The organism is Marinobacter denitrificans, assembly GCF_008795955.1.
Classification (GTDB): Bacteria; Pseudomonadota; Gammaproteobacteria; order Pseudomonadales; family Oleiphilaceae; genus Marinobacter; species Marinobacter denitrificans.
The window spans coordinates 229,019-243,261 of record NZ_VMHN01000001.1 but is presented as its reverse complement, the minus strand read 5'-3'; the positions used below and the strand labels follow the sequence as shown (position 1 = coordinate 243,261).

At 56.6% G+C, this 14,243-nt stretch carries 14 protein-coding genes; 13 read left to right on the top strand and 1 reads right to left on the bottom strand.

Features of this window, described 5'->3' with window-relative positions:
* Positions 1–15 precede the first annotated feature (15 nt).
* From mlaD to FO268_RS01055, 9 genes are all read left to right on the top strand, one after another.
* The gene (gene mlaD, locus FO268_RS01095) at positions 16–465 is read left to right on the top strand and encodes an outer membrane lipid asymmetry maintenance protein MlaD (RefSeq protein ID WP_150988359.1); all 450 of its coding nucleotides are present in this window, start codon (positions 16–18) and stop codon (positions 463–465) included.
* 31 nt (positions 466–496) lie between these two features.
* On the top strand, positions 497–1,150 hold the full coding sequence (locus FO268_RS01090; protein WP_150988356.1) for an MlaC/ttg2D family ABC transporter substrate-binding protein: 654 nt from the start codon (positions 497–499) through the stop codon (positions 1,148–1,150).
* Entirely contained in the window at positions 1,147–1,500 is a 354-nt protein-coding gene (locus FO268_RS01085; protein ID WP_150988353.1) for an STAS domain-containing protein, read from the top strand. The genes FO268_RS01090 and FO268_RS01085 overlap by 4 nt, the downstream gene beginning before the upstream one ends.
* A 60-nt stretch (positions 1,501–1,560) precedes the next feature.
* Positions 1,561–1,803: a BolA family protein gene (locus FO268_RS01080; RefSeq protein WP_150988350.1), complete on the top strand. Its 243-nt coding sequence runs from the start codon at positions 1,561–1,563 to the stop codon at positions 1,801–1,803.
* Positions 1,804–1,830: 27 nt separating this feature from the next.
* A complete protein-coding gene (gene murA, locus FO268_RS01075; RefSeq protein WP_150988347.1) occupies positions 1,831–3,093 on the top strand; it encodes a UDP-N-acetylglucosamine 1-carboxyvinyltransferase in 1,263 nt (420 codons plus the stop codon).
* A 22-nt stretch (positions 3,094–3,115) separates the two neighbouring features.
* Positions 3,116–3,763: an ATP phosphoribosyltransferase gene (hisG, locus tag FO268_RS01070; protein WP_150988344.1), complete on the top strand. Its 648-nt coding sequence runs from the start codon at positions 3,116–3,118 to the stop codon at positions 3,761–3,763.
* Positions 3,764–3,935: 172 nt separating this feature from the next.
* Positions 3,936–5,243, top strand: a complete 1,308-nt coding sequence (gene hisD, locus FO268_RS01065) for a histidinol dehydrogenase (protein ID WP_150988341.1) — start codon at positions 3,936–3,938, stop codon at positions 5,241–5,243.
* Positions 5,244–5,447: 204 nt separating this feature from the next.
* Positions 5,448–6,503: a histidinol-phosphate transaminase gene (gene hisC, locus FO268_RS01060; protein WP_150988338.1), complete on the top strand. Its 1,056-nt coding sequence runs from the start codon at positions 5,448–5,450 to the stop codon at positions 6,501–6,503.
* A 35-nt stretch (positions 6,504–6,538) separates the two neighbouring features.
* Complete coding sequence (locus FO268_RS01055; protein ID WP_150988335.1) at positions 6,539–7,282, top strand: Nif3-like dinuclear metal center hexameric protein; 744 nt, start codon at positions 6,539–6,541, stop codon at positions 7,280–7,282.
* 29 nt (positions 7,283–7,311) lie between these two features.
* Here the strand turns inward: FO268_RS01055 and FO268_RS01050 are convergent, their stop codons facing one another.
* The gene (locus tag FO268_RS01050) at positions 7,312–7,752 is read right to left on the bottom strand and encodes a YhcB family protein (RefSeq protein ID WP_150988332.1); all 441 of its coding nucleotides are present in this window, start codon (positions 7,750–7,752) and stop codon (positions 7,312–7,314) included.
* A gap of 323 nt (positions 7,753–8,075) precedes the next feature.
* On the opposite strand from FO268_RS01050, the gene zapE reads away from it, so the two are divergent.
* The 4 genes from zapE (at position 8,076) to FO268_RS01030 (ending at position 14,073) form a co-directional block, all read left to right on the top strand.
* The gene (gene zapE / locus FO268_RS01045; RefSeq protein WP_191966905.1) at positions 8,076–9,173 is read left to right on the top strand and encodes a cell division protein ZapE; all 1,098 of its coding nucleotides are present in this window, start codon (positions 8,076–8,078) and stop codon (positions 9,171–9,173) included.
* Between the two features lie 72 nt (positions 9,174–9,245).
* Positions 9,246–10,430, top strand: a complete 1,185-nt coding sequence (locus tag FO268_RS01040; protein WP_150988325.1) for a thiolase family protein — start codon at positions 9,246–9,248, stop codon at positions 10,428–10,430.
* A 382-nt stretch (positions 10,431–10,812) separates the two neighbouring features.
* Positions 10,813–12,678 (top strand): DUF1302 domain-containing protein, encoded by a 1,866-nt coding sequence (locus FO268_RS01035; protein WP_150988322.1) that lies wholly within the window; start codon positions 10,813–10,815, stop codon positions 12,676–12,678.
* 33 nt (positions 12,679–12,711) lie between these two features.
* The gene (locus tag FO268_RS01030; protein ID WP_150988319.1) at positions 12,712–14,073 is read left to right on the top strand and encodes a DUF1329 domain-containing protein; all 1,362 of its coding nucleotides are present in this window, start codon (positions 12,712–12,714) and stop codon (positions 14,071–14,073) included.
* Positions 14,074–14,243: the final 170 nt, after the last annotated feature.

The window sequence follows — 14,243 nt, the reverse complement described above, 5'->3', positions numbered from 1 at the left end:
ACACAGGGGGCCGTCATGGCACAAAGAACAACAGAAGTCATTGTGGGGCTGTTCATGATCGTGGGTATCGCGGCCATGATGTTTCTGGCGCTGCAGGTGAGCGGGCTGGCGCCCAAGGCGCCGGAGAGTTCCTACACGCTTTACGCCAACTTCAATGATGCCGGTAACCTGGCGCCGCGGGCCAAGGTGTCTATGGCCGGGGTCACGGTCGGCAAGATCAGAGAGATTACGCTGAATCGGGAAACGTTTCAGGCGCGGGTCGTTATTGACGTGAACCGGAGTGTGGATAATATTCCCGCCGACAGCTCAGCAGTAATACGTACATCCGGCCTGCTTGGTGAACAGTACATTGATATATCGGTGGGTGGCGATATGGAGTCCCTGGGGGATGGGGACACTTTCTACTCTACACAGTCCGCCATGAACCTTGAGCGAATGATTTCCAACTTTGCCTCCGGGCAGTAAAGCGAACTGAAATGGTTTACAGGAGACAACCATGGTTCTGATAAGACGCAGCCTGCTGCTCGTTGCACTACTGATGGCCGCTCTGGCGCTTCCGGCCCATGCTGGCCAGGAGGAAGAGTTGCGTGAGTACGTGGATGAAAACACTCAGCGCCTCGTCGACAAACTCCACGATGAAAAAGGCCTGTATGAGGAAGATCCCCAGGCCTTTTATCGGAGTATGGACAGCGAACTGAAGGGCTTCGTGGATTTCCGCCGGATCGCCGCCCGGGTAATGGGCCGTTATGCGCGCCAGACCTCGCCGGAACAGCGTGACGAGTTCGTGGAAAAGTTTAAACGGAGCCTTTTTGACAGCTACGCCCAGGCCCTGGTGAGCGCAGATGATTTCGCCATTGAAGTCAAGGATGCCACCATCAATCCGAACAACGATAAGCGTGCCTCCGTGCGTATGGAAGTCATCAGCGCGTCCGGCAATCGCTATCCGGTGACTTATTCCATGTATCAGGCGGACGAAGGCCGCTGGATGATGGAAAACGTGATTGTTGAGGGCGTGAACATCGGCCTGGCATTTCGTGATCGTTTTAGTCAGGAAATGGAGAAGAACGGCGGTAAGGTCCAGGTGGTGATCGATGGCTGGGGCGATGCAGTTGAGTCGCTGAATCTGGAAGCTGAAGTCGACAAATCATGACGCCAGCCCAGGCATCGGTTAACCTTAACGGCAACACACTGACGGTTAGCGGCCCAATCGATCCGCTGACCGTGGTTGCTCTGAGAAAAGAGGGCGAGGCACTTATCCTGTCCAGTAAAGCGGATCTGGTGGTGGACCTTGCCGACATGAGTACCGCCCACAGTGTGGTGCTTTCCCTGTTGCTTTGCTGGCAACGCCTGGCGCGCGGTCGCAGCCAGGCCCTTAATTTTACCGGTGTCAGTCAGCGCCTGGGCTCACTCGCTGCCCTGAGCGGCCTTGATGAGCAGCTGCCGGGCTTTCCCTCGCAGGCCCCGTTGCAAGCACCCCGCGAAAACCAGCACCAGAGCTGACCCGGCCGCTATAATTGGTTACAATCTCGCCCCTGATTCAAAAACGCCCGAGGATTTTTTATGGAAGCCACCGAAGTTGCTGAGCTGGTCAAAGAGGCACTGCCCGAGTGCGAAGTTCAGGTTCAGGTTGACGGCAATCATTATATGGTCGTTGTGGTGGGCGATGTTTTTGAAGGCTTGCCGACCATCAAACGGCAACAACTGATCAACAAGGCACTCTTCCAGCACATTCTTGACGGTACCATTCATGCCCTGCACCCGAAAGCCTTTACCCCGGCTGAGTGGGCCGCGCGCCAGGGCTGATTCGCCCGCAAACAACAGGACCTAATTGTGGACAAACTTCTGATCAGGGGCCGCAAGCCTCTGGATGGCGAAATCCGGATTTCCGGCGCCAAAAACGCCGCGCTTCCGATTCTTGCGGCCACCCTGCTGGCGGACGAGCCGGTAACCGTTGGCAACCTGCCGCACCTGAACGACATCACCACCATGATCGAGCTGCTTGGCCGTATGGGCGTGGAGTTGATGATCGACGAGAAGATGAGTGTCGAGGTTCATGCCAACACCATCAAGCAGTTTCACGCGCCCTACGAGCTGGTGAAAACCATGCGCGCCTCAATCCTGGTGCTCGGGCCCCTGGTCGCGCACTTCGGTGAGGCGGAAGTCTCGCTGCCCGGTGGCTGTGCCATCGGCAGCCGGCCCGTAAACCTGCACATCCATGGTCTGGAAATGATGGGTGCCGAGATCAAGGTCGAGAACGGCTACATCAAGGCGAAAACCAATGGTCGACTGAAAGGCGCCCATATTTTCCTGGATACCGTAACCGTCACGGGTACCGAAAATCTTATGATGGCTGCGGCGCTGGCGGATGGCAAAACCATCCTCGAAAACGCTGCGCGCGAACCGGAAGTGGTGGACCTCGCTGAGTGTCTGATTGCCATGGGCGCTGACATCAAGGGCCACGGCTCCGCAACGATTGAAATTAACGGTGTTGAGCGGCTACATGGTTGCCACTACGACGTGCTGCCCGACCGTGTCGAAACCGGGACTTACCTGGTCGCTGCCGCAGCAACCCGCGGCCGGGTTAAGCTGAAGGACACCCGCGAGGACCTTCTGGAGGCGGTACTGCTGAAGCTGGAAGAGGCTGGTGCTCATATCGATACCGGCAAGGACTGGATATCCCTGGATATGAAAGGGAACCAGCCCAAGGCGGTCAGCCTGCGAACGGCTCCATACCCTGCGTTCCCGACGGATATGCAGGCCCAGTTTGCAGCCATGAATGCGGTTTCCGAGGGCACCGGAACGATTGTGGAAACGGTTTTCGAGAACCGGTTCATGCACCTCCAGGAGCTGATCCGCATGGGTGCAGACATTACCCTTGAAGGGAATGCAGCCATCATTAAGGGCGTGGACCATCTTACCGGTGCTCCGGTAATGGCGACGGACCTCCGCGCCTCCGCGAGCCTGGTTATTGCGGGGCTGGTGGCTGACGGCGATACCATTGTCGATCGCATCTACCACATCGACCGTGGCTACGAGTGCATCGAAGAGAAACTGCAACTGCTGGGCGCCAGTATTCGCCGCCTGCCAGGCTGAACACACTGAACCGGAAAGACCCATGACCGACACCATCACCATCGCCCTGTCGAAGGGACGAATCCTCGACGAGACCTTGCCGCTTCTGAAAGAAGCAGGTATTGAGCTGGTCGACGATGTAAAGAAGTCCCGGAAGCTGGTGTTTCCCACCACGGATCCGAATGTGCGGGTGTTAATTCTCCGCGCCACCGACGTGCCCACCTATGTTCAGTATGGCGGGGCGGATCTGGGGGTGACCGGCAAGGACGTGTTGATGGAGCACGGCGGGGACGGCCTTTATGAGCCGCTGGATCTGAATATTTCACGGTGTCGGTTGATGACCGCTGGCAAGAAAGACACCAAGGCTCCGGAAGGTCGTCTACGGGTTGCTACCAAGTTTGTGAATCTGGCGCGTCGTTACTACTCCGCCCAGGGACGGCAGGCGGATATCATCAAACTCTACGGCGCTATGGAGCTTGCGCCGATCCTTGGTCTTGCCGATGAGATTGTCGATATCGTGGATACGGGCAATACTCTGAAAGCGAATGGTCTCGAAGCACGCGAGCTGATTGAGAATATAAGTAGCCGTCTGGTGGTGAACCGTGCATCCATGAAGATGAAACACGCAGGTATTAACCCCATAATTGAGAAGATGTCTGCTGCTGTTGAGAAGCGGCGGACTCTGGAGTAAGAAGCGCTCAGGGACGGCTTTCCAAAACACGCTCCTTCGGCACATCCATGTGACGCTTGGACTCCGCCATCCATGGCTCCGTACAGTTTTGGAAAGCCGTCCCTGAGCACTTTCCCTACTAAGGCGTTGCCTTCAACAGGCTTGAGTTAACAATCCGGAACAGGATTCAGTGATGACCGATATCAGCATCAAACGATTAAACACTTCCCAGAGTGACTTTGACAGTGCGCTGGCCAGGCTGCTGGCTTGGGATGACAGTGTTGATCATCAAGTAAATGAGTCGGTTCGTCATATCCTGCACGAGGTGAAAACCCGTGGTGATGCAGCGGTTCTGGAATTTACCGAGAAATTTGATCGCCTGAAAGTGGGCTCTGTCGCCGAGCTGGAGATGGGGCAAGAGCGGTTGCAGAAGGCGCTGGAGGCTATTCCCCAGGACCAGCGGGCTGCGCTTGAGAAAGCCGCCGAGCGGGTTCGCGATTATCATGAACGCCAGAATCAGAAGTCTTGGCAGTACGAAGACGAAGACGGCACGGTCCTTGGGCAGAAGGTAACGCCGTTGGACCGCGCTGGTCTGTATGTGCCCGGTGGCAAGGCCGCGTATCCGTCGTCGGTTTTGATGAACGCTATCCCGGCGAAGGTTGCTGGTGTGGGCGAGGTGATTATGGTGGTTCCTACACCGGATGGTGTGGTGAACGATATGGTTCTGGCCTCTGCTGCGATAGCGGGGGTTGATCGGGTGTTTTGTGTCGGTGGTGCGCAGGCTGTCGGCGCTTTGGCTTATGGTACTGGAACCATTCCTGCCGTTGATAAAATCGTCGGCCCCGGCAATATATTCGTTGCCACCGCTAAGCGGGAAGTTTTCGGTACTGTCGGCATCGATATGATTGCTGGTCCTTCGGAGATCCTGGTGATCTGCGATGGCAAAACCGATCCGGACTGGATTGCTATGGACTTGTTCTCCCAGGCTGAGCACGATGAGCAGGCCCAGTCTATCTTGATTAGCCCGGATGCGGCGTTCCTTGATGCGGTGGAAGCCAGTATCAATAAGCTGTTGCCTACCATGGAACGGGCCGAAATTATCGCCACTTCCATGACTGACAGGGCTGCGCTGATTCACGTGGCGGATCTGTCTGAGGCTGCTAGGGTTTCCAACCGCATTGCACCGGAACACCTGGAGCTTTCGGTGGAAGATCCGGAAAGCCTGGTGGAAGAAATTCGTCATGCTGGTGCGATTTTTATGGGCCGCTTCACGGCCGAGGCGCTGGGTGACTACTGCGCCGGCCCGAACCACGTGTTGCCGACATCCGGTACGGCGCGCTTCTCCTCGCCGCTGGGGGTTTATGACTTCCAGAAGCGGTCCTCCATTATCGGCTTTTCCGCCGCGGGCGCGGACCGGATGGGACGGGTGGCTTCGGTGCTGGCCCGGGGCGAGGGGCTTACGGCGCATGCCCGGTCGGCGGAGTATAGGATTAAGGATTAACTGGCTCTGGCGGATTACGGCCCGTTGGGCCTAATCCGACCTACGTTTTGTGCAGGCCACTGTAAAGACTGCGAGGGTGGTGCGGAGAGCTTCACGGGGATGTCTCCGGCCATGGATGGCCGGAGTCAAGCGCACATGGATGTGCTCGTAGCGTGCCCCGGGAAGCTCTCCGTACCACCCGACCTCCTCAGGAGTTGAAGAATAATGAGCAAGTTCTGGAGTCCGTTGGTGGAAAAGCTGACCCCCTATGTACCGGGAGAGCAGCCGAAGATGGCCAATCTGGTGAAGCTGAATACCAACGAGAACCCTTTCGGCCCCTCGCCGAAGGTGATCGAGGCCATTACCGCAGAGCTGGGCGATAATCTCAGGCTCTACCCGGATCCCGAAGGTGAAGCGCTGAAAGGCACCATCGCCCAATATTACAGCGTTGAGAAAGAACAGATTTTCCTCGGCAACGGCTCTGACGAAGTGCTGGCGCATATTTTCTATGGCCTGTTCCAACACGGCGAGCCGGTTCTCTACCCGGATATCACCTATAGCTTCTACCCTGTGTACTGTGGCCTCTATAACATTGAGGGCAAGACCGTACCGCTGACTGACAGCTTCGAGATTAATCCCGAAGACTACAGGCAGCCTAATGGTGGCATTATTTTCCCTAACCCCAATGCCCCCACCGGGTGCTACCTGGCGCTTGACAAGGTTGAGGCTATCGTTGCCGCCAACCCCGACCGGGTTGTGGTTGTGGACGAGGCCTATGTGGATTTCGGTGGCGAAAGCGCCATCGGGCTGGTGGGCAAATACCCGAACCTTCTGGTCTGCCAGACGCTCTCCAAAGCGCGGTCCCTGGCCGGATTACGAGTCGGCTTTGCAGTGGGAAGCGCCGAGCTTATTGAGGCGCTGAACCGGGTAAAAAACAGCTTTAACTCCTACCCGCTGGATCGCCTGGCGCTAGCAGGCGCCCGTGCAGCCTTTGAGGATGACGACTGGTTCCGGGCCACCTGCGAGGGCGTTATCGGTGAGCGGGAGTGGGTGGCTTCCAGGCTGGAGGAGCTCGGATTCGAGGTTTTGCCGTCCAAAGCCAATTTCATCTTTGCCCGTCATCCAGAACATACAGGCGAGGCACTGGCGAAGGGGCTGCGGGAGCAGGGGGTGATCGTGCGCCACTTCAACAAGCCCCGAATTTCGGATTTTCTGCGTATTACCACAGGCACCGCAGATCAGAACAAACGATTGATCGAATGCCTTGAAGCGCTGGTGTAATACGACAAATTTCAGGCACTGAATACGGAGACCCTATGGCATCGCGCAGCGAGATACTCCGCACTCTGAACCTATGGCTTAGCCCTGAGCATTTCCAGGACTACTGCCCCAATGGCCTGCAGGTCGAGGGCAGAGAAGAGGTGAAAACCATCATCACCGGCGTCACTGCCTCGCAGGCGCTCATTGATGCGGCTGTCGATGCTGGCGCAGACATGATCCTGGTACACCATGGGTACTTCTGGAAGGGCGAAGATCCGGTCATTCGTGGTATGAAGCGTGAGCGGATCAAAACTCTGCTGGATCACGACATCAATCTGGTGGCCTATCATCTGCCACTGGATGACCATCCGGACTACGGGAACAACCGCCAGTTGGCAGATGTGTTGGGCATTTGTGATCCACAGCCGTTGGGTGGCCTGGTATGGCAGGGCGAGCTGAAGGCTCCGATGCTGGCCGGGGCCTTCGCAGACCTGATTGGGGAACGATTAAACCGTGCTCCTCTGGTGGTGGGAGCTGGCCCTGCTGAGATTTCAAGGGTTGGCTGGTGTACCGGCGCAGCCCAGGGGTTCATCGGCAAGGCGGTGGAAGCGGGACTCGATGCCTATATCAGCGGCGAGATTTCAGAGCCGACAACCCATACCGCCCGCGAGTGTGGCATCCATTACTATGCGGCGGGGCACCACGCCACGGAGCGATACGGTGTTCAGGCCCTGGGGCGGGCCCTGGAAGAAGCGTTCGGGGTAAGCCACCGGTTCATCGACTGCGACAATCCTGTTTGATTACCCGGTTCAAACGCCCGGTTTAATCGTCACGCTTTCTGCTCTTTCTCGGCCAGCCCGAAATCTTCAGCCAGCGTGCCTTTCTCTTTGGGGTCGCTTTTCGGGGCATAATCCCGGGGCGGCTCTACGCCATCCTTGCCGCTGGAACTCTCTTCCAGGCGGGCTCTGGCATTTTCTTTCTCCAGTTCAAGCAGCCAGTCTTCGTCGTTGCAAAGGCGGTTGGCGCCGCGGGCCATATGCTGGTTCACATCGCGGTATGTGTCGTTGAAACGGCGCAGCAGATGTGCAGACTCCATGAAGTGCTCGTTGACCTGTGCCTGATAGCGGGTGTACTCGTTCCTCAGTTCTTCAATCTGCTGTTCAGCCCGGCGCTGACGCAAGGTGGAGCCCTGACCGGAGCGGCCAACCAGTACCCCGATGACAATGCCAACAATCAATGCGGCGATAGCTGCCAGAATCAGGTTTGTCATAAGCTGTGTCGTCCTTTTGATGAATCGGCCATGCCGGTAATATCAGTATACCGGCAGGTCTGAATACGCCAGATCCGCTGGCTTTAATTAACGTGGTTGCAATCCCTTCCCAGAGTATAACGCTCCAAAGCCTCGGCGCACACGAGTGACGCGTGCGCCAATCGTCGTATTGCGTCGTATCTTTCGCCTGCCGCTTCGGTTCAGGGGGGCTCCGGACAGTTCCGGACCATGGCGAAAAAAGCCAAAATCGGCCACAATACGCCGCCGTTATGAATGACCATACTTCGGGAAACGCCTTAATGACACCCCAAAAGCGCATCCATATGACCCCATGGGAACGATACCAGCAGGACCTTGAGCGGCCGGAGTTTCAGAAGGACCCGGCCCAGGAAGACGCAGTGCGCCGTTTGCAGTCACTGTACGACAAACTGGTGGCGGCGGAAAGGGAGCGGGAAAAACCGATGGTCAAACTGCGCCTCAAGCTGAAAAAAGGCAAGGAAGACCCTGTTAAAGGCCTCTACTTCTGGGGCGGTGTGGGTCGCGGCAAAACCTACCTGATGGATACTTTCTACGAGTCCCTGCCTTTTGATCGCAAGATGCGGGTGCACTTTCACCGCTTTATGCAGCGCGTCCACAAAGAGTTGAAGGCGCTGAAGGGCGAGAAAAACCCGCTGGAACTTGTAGCCCGAATGTTTGCGGACGAAACCCGGGTTATCTGTTTTGATGAGTTTTTCGTGTCGGACATCGGCGATGCCATGATCCTGGCCACCCTGATGGATGGCCTGTTCAGCCGAGGTGTCACCCTCGTCTGTACCTCCAATATTGTCCCGGACGGCCTATACAAGGACGGGCTTCAGCGCGCCCGGTTCCTGCCCGCGATTGATCTGGTGAAGAAGCACACCGACGTGGTGAATGTGGATGGTGGCGTGGATTATCGTCTGCGAACCCTGGAGCAGGCGGAGCTTTACCATCACCCACTGGACGAGGAGGCCGACAGGAGCCTGCAGAAAAGCTACGACAGCCTTGCTGTTGAAGCCGGAAGCCACAGCCTCGAGCTTGAAATCAACGGCCGCAAGCTCACGGCGATCAATCACGCAGACGACGTGGTGTGGTTCGACTTCAAGACTCTGTGTGACGGCCCCAGAAGCCAGAACGATTACATCGAACTGGCACGGGAATTCCACGCCGTCATCATCAGTAATGTACCGGTTCTGGGTAAGGACAAGGATGACCAGGCCAGACGCTTCATTAATATGGTCGATGAGTTTTATGACCGCAATGTGAAAGTTATCATTTCCGCAGAAGCCGCTATCACCGACCTGTATGCCGGAGGGCGGCTTGGCTTCGAATTTGAGCGAACCGAATCACGGTTACTGGAGATGCAGTCCCAGGAGTACCTTGAGGCGCCGCATAAAGCCTGATGAATTTCGGATTACGGATTCGGCTGATCCGAAAACCAACCTACACGAACAGACGAACAGAGAGACCCAATCATGACCACAGATAACGTCGTAATCGTCAGCGGTGTACGCACCCCAATGGGCGGCTTCCAGGGTAGCCTGGCCGCAGTCTCCGCGCCGGAGCTGGGTGCCATGAGTATCGCCGAGGCCATCCGCCGCGCCGGACTTCAGGCTGCTGACGTTCAGGAAGTGATCATGGGTAACGTGTTGCCCGCAGGCCTGAAACAGGGCCCAGCCCGGCAGGCGATGCGACAGGCCGGCCTGCCTGACAGTACCGGCGCCACCACAATCAACAAGCTGTGCGGTTCCGGCATGAAAGCGGCCATGTTCGCCCACGACGTGATCAAGGCGGGCAGCAACGACATCATGGTGGCTGGTGGCATGGAGAGTATGTCCAATGCCCCCTATATCCTTCAGGGGGTTCGCAGCGGCTATCGGATGGGGCCCGGGCAGGCGCCCCAGGACCACATGTTTCTCGACGGACTTGAAGATGCAGAAACCGGTCGTCTGATGGGCGCGTTCGCCCAGGAAATGGCCGACAAGAAAGGCTATACCCGAGAAGAGATGGACGAGTACGCCATCACCTCTCTTACCCGCGCCAAAACCGCCATTGAGAAGGGATTGCTCAAAGAGGAGATTATTCCGGTCACCGTAAAAACCCGCAAAGGGGAAGTGGTTGTTGAAGACGATGAACAGCCCCATAACGCCAACATTGAGAAGATTCCGAGCCTGCGGCCGGCATTCAGCAAAGATGGCACCGTTACCGCCGCCAATGCTTCCTCTATCTCCGACGGCGCATCTGCCCTGGTGCTGATGCGCGAGTCCGAGGCCGAAAAGCGCGGCCTCAAGCCGCTGGCCCGCATTGTCGCCCATAGCACCCAGTCCCAGCACCCGTCGGAATTCACCTGCGCCCCGGTCGGTGCGATCGAAACGCTGTTCGGTAAAACCGGCTGGACCAAGGACGACGTGGATCTGTTCGAAATCAACGAAGCCTTCGCCATGGTCGCCATGATGCCTATCCGCGAACTCGGCCTGGACCCTGAGAAGGTCAACATCCACGGCGGCGCCTGCGCCCAGGGTCACCCCGTTGGCTCCACCGGCTCACGGTTGCTGGTAACGCTGATGCACTCTCTGAAGCACTACGGCAAAAAGAAGGGCATTGCGGCGCTGTGCATTGGCGGTGGCGAGGCCACGGCAATGGCCATCGAAATGCTGTGATGTAGGCTGCTCGTCGGCATGGCAGCGAGTGCGGGACAGGTTTGCGGGAATGTCTTCGGCCATGGATGGCCGAAGTCAAGCGCACATGGATGTGCTCGTAGCGTTTCCCGAAAACCTGTCTCGCACTTGCTGTTGCACTGAAGCCAAAACCCCGCATTACCACAACTGGTTGCATCCAGAAATGTTGACTATAGTGATTCTGTGCGAGGGGAGCCTGCCGCAGAGAGGGGTGTAATCGTAAAATCATACTTTTGACTGATCAAAGCGTCCGATGGCGTTAGCTATAGTGCCAACATCACGAGCACTGTGCATGAAGCCTCCTAACATCGTGAATACCAATAATCAGAGCAGCGACTCAGAACAACAATGGAGTAGCCTTCCAATGACAAGAAAAACACATCAATGGCAGCAGTGGACCAAATTGCCGCTGGCCGTAGCGGTTGCCGCCGGAATGTCCGGCCAGGCGGCTGCCTATTCGTTTTATGTGGGGGATGTGGAAGCCTCTTTTAACACCACGCTGTCAGCGGGTGCTACCTGGCGTACCCAGGATCCCGATAGAAGATTGATTGCTCAGGGTAACCTCGGCCCGGAGTACGCACCTGGTCAGCCTATGGCAAATATTGGTGCCTCCACCAACAACTATGACGACGGTAACCTCAATTTCGAAAAAGGGGATACTGTTTCCAAGATCGTCAAGGGTAACAGCGAACTGTTTCTTAACTACAACGTGGACAGCAATCTTCTGACCCGCGTCGGTGGCTTTGTTCGTGGCCGCTACTGGTACGATTTTGAACTGAAAGACGAGAACAGGGCCGTAGACCCTGTGGGCCAGCGCCGTGAACTGAATGAGCAGGCAAAAGACAACGCATCCGGTGGCGAGATTCTGGATGCCTATGTGTTCTCTGACTGGTACCTCGGTGATGTGCCGCTCAGCGTCCGCTATGGCAAGCAGGTACTGAGCTGGGGTGAAAGTACCTTCATTCAGGGTGGTATCAATACTATCAACCCGGTAGACGTACAAGCATTCCGGGCACCGGGTTCAGAGCTGAAAGACGCGCTGCTGCCGGTTGAAATGTTCTATATGTCTGCCGGTGTTACTGAAAACATTACTCTCGAAACCTTTGTGCAGGCAGACTGGGAGCCGGTGCGTCCGGACGACTGTGGTACATTCTTCTCTACTAACGATTTCGCCGCGGATGGCTGTGGCCCGGTTCTGCTGGCTGGTCAGCTGCCTGATTCGCAGGCCTATGCGCAGGGTTTCATCGCTCCACGTCTTGCCGATAGAGAAGCCGACTCCAAGGATCAGTTCGGTGTGGCACTGCGCTGGTATGTACCGGCGCTGAATGACTCCGAGCTCGGTTTCTACTACATCAAGTACAATAGCCGCCTTCCCTACGTCAGCGGTACAGTACGGGATGATCGTGAGGGCGAGCGATTCCCCAGCTACTTCATAGAGTACCCGGAAAATATCAACCTCTACGGTATCAGTATCAACACTACTACACCTGGTGGTTGGTCGCTTGGTGCGGAGTACAGCTTCCGGGACAACATGCCTCTGCAATGGAACGCGTTTGAGCTGATCTACGGTGGTCTGCAACAGGTCAACCCGGAGACCGGTGAGCCTGCAAGCCTGCTTCAGCAGCAGCGCGAAGAAGAGAATCCGGGAGTCGATCTTCGGGGTGCTGAAGTAGACGGTTACGACCGCTTCAATGTGTCCCAGGCGCAGTTCACACTGATCAAGTTCTTTGACCAGGTTATGGGTGCCAGCCGCTTGTCCCTGATTACGGAATTCGGTGCCACCTACGTGCATGACCTTCCGGACGATGACGAGGCCCGTTATGGCCGGTCAGGTACCTTTGGTATCGGTGAGTTGCCTGGTGGCGCCTGTGATGGCAGTGGCTCAACCGGTGCTGCGCTGAATATCAACACTTCCTACTGTGACAATGAAGGCTTCACCACGTCGTTCTCCTGGGGCTACCGTACTCGCCTGGTGTGGAATTACCCCAACGCGATCGCGGGCATCAACCTGTCGCCGCAGCTGGCCTGGAGCCATGACGTGAAAGGGTATTCACCGCAGCCTGGTGGTGCCTTTAACGAAGACAACAAAGCCATTGGCGTGTCTCTGCAGGGCGTTTACCAGAACCGCATAACCGGTAATATCGGTTATACAAACTTTTTCGGTGGCAAGCCGTATAACGAGTTGACCGACCGCGATTTCGTGAGTGCGAGCGTTTCCTACTCATTCTGATTCGGCCCGAATTCGTTTAACGAGGTAATTTAAATGAAACTGAACAAGAAGCTACTGGCCACTGGCATCCTGTCCGCCTCCCTGTTTGCGGGCAATGCCTTTGGCGCGGTTTCCGCAGAGGAAGCGGCCAAGCTGGGCGATTCTCTCACGCCGATGGGCGCAGAGAAGGCCGGCAACGGCGATGAAATCCCGGCGTGGGACGGCGGTCTGACAACGCCACCTGCCGGTTACAAAGGTGATGGAATCTACGTAAATCCGTTCCCGGATGAGCAGCCACTGTTCACCATTGATCAGAGCAACGTGGATCAGTACTCAGACAACCTGTCCCCGGGCCAGGTTGCCATGATTGAGCGTTACGATGACTACAAGCTGCCGGTATATCCGACGCATCGAACGGCCGCCTATCCGGACGAAGTGATGGAAGAGACCGTTGAGAATGCCTCCACGGTTGAACTGATCAAAGACGGTAACGGCCTGGGTAACTACCAGAATGCAACGCCGTTCCCGATTCCCCAGAATGGCCTGGAAGCCATCTGGAACCACATCACCCGGTACCGCGGTGGGTCTGTTCAGCGTAACGTTGGCCAGGTTACTCCGACAGAAAGCGGCGCTTACAGTGTTGTCAAATTTCAGGACGAGCTGACCTGGCGTACCTACCTGAGAGATTACGAGCCAGGCGAAGACGCCAACGTGCTGTTCTACTTCAAGCAGGCTATCACCGCTCCGGCCCGTCTGGCAGGTAACGTGCTGCTGGTTCACGAGACTATCGACCAGGTTGCCGAGCCCCGCCGCGCCTGGGTATACAACGCCGGTCAGCGCCGTGTCCGCCGTGCCCCGCAGGTAGCCTATGATGGCCCGGGTACTGCTGCTGATGGTATGCGTACCTCCGACAACTTCGACATGTTCAACGGCGCACCTGACCGTTACAACTGGGAGTTGGTCGGTAAAAAGGAAATGTACATTCCGTACAACTCCTACAAGCTGGTGGATCGTGATCTGAGCTATGATGAGATCATCAAGGCTGGCCACATCAATCAAGACCTGACCCGTTACGAGTTGCACCGTGTATGGCATGTACGCGCTACCCTGAAGGACGGCGAGCGCCACATCTACGGACAACGTGACTTCTATATCGATGAGGATTCCTGGCAGGCAACGGTCATTGACCATTATGACGGCCGTGGTGAGCTATGGCGTGTAGCGGAAGCTCACAGCATGCAGTTCTACGATCAGAATGTGCCCTGGTACGCGATTGAGACGCTGTATGATCTGCTGTCGGGTCGTTATCTGGTGCTGGGTCTGACCAACGAAGAATCCAACCCCTATACCTTCGGTGTTGAGCGTTCTTCCCGCGAATACACTCCAGCTGCTCTGCGCAGAGCTGGTACGCGGTAAACTCCGGATTTCCGGAACCCAATTCGGGTAAAAAAACGGCGGGCCCATGGCTCGCCGTTTTTTTTGTTTTTGCAGCCCACCCCTGATTTGGTTTAACCTCTCTCTACTAATACTAAAGGCGTACCCGATGCAGGTCGCCAGGATAACGACAAGGCAGAGATCACTTTTGC